Source organism: Streptomyces sp. E11-3 (assembly GCF_046540415.1).
Lineage (GTDB): Bacteria > Actinomycetota > Actinomycetes > Streptomycetales > Streptomycetaceae > Streptomyces.
Map to the genome: position 1 here is coordinate 1 of NZ_JAZGRL010000155.1, position 1,661 is coordinate 1,661.

Below are 1,661 nucleotides of genomic sequence, written 5' to 3' on the forward strand. Positions count from 1 at the left end.
TTCGGGGTGACGGGGGCGGCGGGCTCGGGTGTCCGGCCCGCCGCGGGTGAGTGTGTCCTTCACCGGTGCGCCGCTCTTACTTGTCCTTGGCGAAGATGTCGTCCATTTCCCTGGCCGCCTTGTCCGCGGCCTCCTGGACGCTCGCCTTGCCGGTCAGGATGGACTGCACCATGCGCGGGATGACCTTCGAGGCCTGGATCTCGCCGTACGACTTGGTCTTGGGTACGGTCGCGCCCGCCTCCAGCATCTGCTTGGCGAACGGCTCGACCAGTGGGTCCTTCTGGGCGGCGACCTTCTGCAGTTCGGAGTTCTGGCCGGGGAAGTAGTTCGTCTGCTCGGCCCACTTGGCGGCGAACTCGCCAGTGGTCAGCATCTTCACGAACTCCCAGGCCAGGTCCTTCTGGTCGGTCTGGAAGGTGGACAGATAGGAGCCGCCGAGGAAGGACTTGCTCAGTCCACCGTCCGGTCCGGGGATCGGCACGGCGCCCAGCTTGCCCTTGAGGTCGGGGTTGCCCTCCATGATCGCCTTGGGGGTCCAGTTGCCGCCGACGGCCATCGCGATCTGGCCCTTGTTCCAGGCGTCGCCGACCTCCTTCTCGGTCCAGGTGTTGACCTTGGCCGGGGAGACCTTGTCCTTGGTGGCGAGGCCCGTGTAGAACTCAAGGCCCTTGACGGCGTCCGCTGAGTTGATGGCGGACTTCCACTGGCCGCCCTCCTCGACGGCGAGTTCACCGCCCGCGCCCCAGACGAAGGGGGCGGCGAACATCTCCGCGCCGCCCGCGACGGGGAAGGCGACCATCTTCGGCTCCTTCTCCTTCAGCGTCTTGGCGACGGCCTGGAGTTCCTTCCAGGTGGTCGGCGGCTCCAGATCGTGCTTGGCGAAGACGTCCTTGCGGTAGACGATGCTGCGGACCCCCGCGTACCAGGGCATGCCGTACTGCTTGCCGTCCAGGGTCCCGGCGTCCTGCAGCCCCTCGACGAGGTCCTCGCTGAGGCCGGACTCCTTCACCTTGCCGGTGACGTCGACGAGGGCGCCGGTCTCGGCGAACTGCGGCACCCAGGTGGTGCCGACCTCGGCGACGTCCGGCACCTGGTCCTTGCCGCCCTCGATGGCGGTGGTGAACTTCTTCTGCGCCGAGGCCCACTGCTGGTACTCGACCTTGATGCTGGCCCCGGTCTGCTTCTTGAAGGCGGCCGCCGCCTCCTTGAAGAACGGCTTGGCGTCGGGGTTGGTGCCCTCCATGATCCAGACGGTGAGGGTCTTGCCCGTGCCGTCCACCGCGGAGTCGGTGGAGTTGTCCTTGGCCTTGTCGCCCGAGTCATCGCTGCCGCAGGCCGTTGCGGTCAGTCCGAGCGTCATGGCGATCCCTGCCGCGATGACACGTCGCTTCATGCCGGCCCCCTCTTCGGTGGTGGGTCCTTGCTGGGGTGATTGTGGTCACAGCAGGCAGGGGCGGTCTAGACCCATTGGTGGACGCTGCCGAACCGTAATGAGCATTGCGGCAGACGCAACACCCACAACGTTCGTTGCACAACACGCAACGCGTCACCGAGCTCACAGCAGTGCGGCGACGAGCTCTACGGCGGCGGGACGCTCGTCACCCATGGCGGAGATCCACACGCCGCGGCGCCCGCATCCCTGGTCGGGGACATGCGGGCGC

Annotated in this window: 1 protein-coding gene; it reads right to left on the reverse strand. The window is 67.2% G+C overall.

Going from position 1 to position 1,661, the window contains the following annotated elements:
• Positions 1-76: 76 nt before the first annotated feature.
• Entirely contained in the window at positions 77-1,393 is a 1,317-nt protein-coding gene (locus U9R90_RS36050; RefSeq protein ID WP_411061702.1) for a sugar ABC transporter substrate-binding protein, read from the reverse strand.
• Positions 1,394-1,661: the final 268 nt, after the last annotated feature.

Excerpts from the sequence above, each read along its gene's own strand:
- U9R90_RS36050 (WP_411061702.1), bottom strand. The coding sequence starts at position 1,393 with ATGAAGCGACGTGTCATCGCGGCAGGGATCGCCATGACGCTCGGACTG.